A 2,740-nucleotide genomic window follows, 5' to 3' on the forward strand; every position below is an offset into this window, starting at 1 on the left:
CCGGCTCCCCGGCGGGGCGGGCCGGGGCCTCGACGGGCGCGGCGCCCGGCAGACCGGCCGGCGTTCGACGCGGACCGGCCCGCCGGGCGGCCCGGGGAGGTGTCACCGCGGCTCGGCCGGCGCGCACCGCCGCACGGATCCGCCGCCCCGGGCCGGCCAACGCGCCTCCGCCGGCCGGGAGTTCGTCGGCGGGAATTCCTCACGGCGGCTTTTCACATCGGGGGCGGCCGCCTGCCAGACTGGTTTCAGCGGCTGGTCACGGGCGGACGGCCACGGCGGCGAGGCAGGACGCCTCGGCATCGGTGACCGGCTTGGTGTCCGGCTCGGGGCGCCAGCGCGGGGTGGAGGTGATGCCGGGGTCGAGGAGGTCCCAGCCGGTGAAGAAATCGGCAAACTCGTGACGGGGGCGGGCGCGGACCGGGTTGCCGTTGTCGCGGTAGACCTTTTCGATGCCGGCCGCGTACTGGGGAGCGTAGTCGGGGGTGAAGTGGCTGATCACCAGGGCGGAGCCGCGGGCCGACAGCGCGCCCTTGAGGGTGGCGGCGATCTCGTGGGCGCCGTCGGGGACGAAGTGGAGCAGGGCGACGAGGCTGAGCGCGATCGGCCGGCTGAAGTCGAGCACGTCCGTGGCGCGCACCCTGTCCAGCAGGGCGCCGGGGTCGCGGACGTCGGCCTGGACGTACGCGGTGCGCCCCTCGGGGCTGCTGCGCAGGAGGGCCTGGGCGTGGGTGAGGACGATCGGGTCGTTGTCGGCGTAGACGATCCTGGCCCGCGGCTCTATCCGCTGGGCGACCTCGTGGAGGTTGGGCGACGTCGGGATGCCGGTGCCGATGTCGAGGAACTGGGTGACGCCGCTCTGGGCGAGCGCCCGGGTGGCGCGGTGCATGAACGCCCGGTTGGCGCGGGCCGCGGCCGGGGCCTGCGGGAAGACGGCGAGGGCGTGCCCGGCGGCTTCCCGGTCGGCCGGGAAGTTGGTCGTGCCGTCCAGGAAGTAGTCGTAGATTCGCGCCGAGTGCGGACGGTGGATGGCGAGGTTGACCTCGGCCTCCGGCGGAGCGACGGCGTCGTCGTGCTGTTCTGCTGCCATGCGGTTTCCCCCTGCGTCGGCGGTGTCGTCGGGCCCGCGGACCGGCGCGCGCCGCCGACCCCGTGACGGGGGGTGGCGAACCCCTGGCGCGGACCATCGTTCACTATGCCCACACCCCGTCGCGGGCAATCAAGCACCGGCCCGGCTCCCGGGGTGGATGGTTTGCGATCGAACATGACAGATCATCAGCTAACTTATCGTCAATTGTCAGGTCGTATAAGCCTTTTTGTGATTGCCTTCACATTGGTCACCCCGGGGCGATTGGATGGATGCACGGAGGACGGCCGTTCTCCACCCCACCCCAACCGTTCCCGACCCGGGGCCGGCCGGACGTCGTCCCCAGGGACGACGAGGAGGATCATTGACCAGCGACGACGACTGGGCACTGGCAGAACCCACTCATGCGGTGTCCTACCGGGGCTTCTGCGAGACCCACGAGGCGACCTGGCGCGGGATGGCCGAGGCTCGGCTGCACGACCCGGAGCTCGTCGAGCGGACGGTGCGCACCATCCACCGGGAACTGCGGCTGCACTGGCACGGCATCCTGCGGCAGCCCGACGCCGAGGCCCATGCCTGGAGGATCGCCAAGAGCTGCATCGCCGAACGGGAGTTGGGCGCAGGCCAGGCCCCGCCCCGGGAGGTCCCTCCACTCTGGAAGGTCGCCATCCGAAACGCCCAGCTCCAGGCCCGTGTCAGCCTGGAGAACCTCGACAACGACTACGAGGAGCTCTACAAGGCGATCCTGCGGCTGCCCGATCGCCCCTACGACCTGATCGTCCTGCGCTACATGCTGGACATCGACTACCCGACGATCTCCGCCTACCTGGGGATCTCCGAGACCAACGCCCGCACCACCACCAGCCAGGCCCTGGCCAAGCTGCGCCGGCTCCTCGGCGCCGACACCACCATGGGGGACATGCAGTGACACGGGGACACGACCGCCGGGCAGCCGCTCCCTTGGACTGGGACGACCGGTACGACGCCGAACCCGACCGACCGGTCCCGCTGCCCGACGGCGTGTCCGTCCCCGACCTGCGCCGGCTCGTCCGCGCCCGCTCCCCCCTGGGCGCCGAACACCTCCAGGCCCGCCACGAACTCGACCTCGCCGCCACCCTGATCATCGCCCAGCCGGAGGCCGCCGACTCGCTGAAGGCCCTGACCGGCAACCGGCAGCACATCCACCCCGGCGGCGCGCTCGTGCTGGCCGCGCTGCTCCACCTGACCGGGCACGAGGACGGCTGCCAGTTCTGGCTGCAGTTCGCCGCCGGCGGCGGCAGCCCGACCGCCGCGAGCTGCCTGTCCTTCCTGCACGCCAGCCGCGGCGAGTTCCGCGACTCCGACTACTGGCGCAGCCAGGCCGACCGGCTGGCGGCCGAGCCCCGGCGCCCGGCCGCCCCCTGGCCGGGGCGCCCGCTGCCGCCCGAGGTCTGGGCCGACACCCTGGCCGCCTGCCACGACGGCCTGACCCTGCGCCTGCCCGCCCGGGTGGCCGCGGTCGTCCACCAGCTCCCCGTCGACTCCGACGACGAGGACCACGGCGAGATCCCCCAGCCCTCCCCCACCCTCGCCGAGGACCTCGCCCACGCCTCCGTCCACACCCGGCACCGCTGAGCCCCCACCGGACCGGGCGCGTCGGGCGGGCCGGTTCCCCGG

At 73.2% G+C, this 2,740-nt stretch carries 3 protein-coding genes; 2 read left to right on the forward strand and 1 reads right to left on the reverse strand.

Annotation, left to right across the window (positions count from 1 at the left end):
• Positions 1-256 precede the first annotated feature (256 nt).
• A complete protein-coding gene (locus AB0E96_RS40270) occupies positions 257-1,087 on the reverse strand; it encodes an SAM-dependent methyltransferase (RefSeq protein WP_359831697.1) in 831 nt (276 codons plus the stop codon).
• Between the two features lie 361 nt (positions 1,088-1,448).
• Between AB0E96_RS40270 and AB0E96_RS40275 the strand changes: the two genes are divergently transcribed.
• Together AB0E96_RS40275 and AB0E96_RS40280 are read left to right on the forward strand one after the other, a co-directional pair.
• On the forward strand, positions 1,449-2,012 hold the full coding sequence (locus tag AB0E96_RS40275; RefSeq protein WP_359831699.1) for a sigma factor-like helix-turn-helix DNA-binding protein: 564 nt from the start codon (positions 1,449-1,451) through the stop codon (positions 2,010-2,012).
• A 32-nt stretch (positions 2,013-2,044) separates the two neighbouring features.
• Positions 2,045-2,698 carry a hypothetical protein gene (locus AB0E96_RS40280; RefSeq protein ID WP_359831701.1) on the forward strand — a complete coding sequence of 218 codons (654 nt, stop codon included), beginning with the start codon at positions 2,045-2,047 and terminating at the stop codon, positions 2,696-2,698.
• Positions 2,699-2,740 lie beyond the last annotated feature (42 nt).

This window comes from Kitasatospora sp. NPDC036755 (genome assembly GCF_040636595.1).
GTDB lineage: Bacteria > Actinomycetota > Actinomycetes > Streptomycetales > Streptomycetaceae > Kitasatospora.

Bases quoted from the DNA above. Each gene is read 5' to 3' on its own strand.
- AB0E96_RS40270 (WP_359831697.1), bottom strand. From the start codon at position 1,087: ATGGCAGCAGAACAGCACGACGACGCCGTCGCTCCGCCGGAGGCCGAG.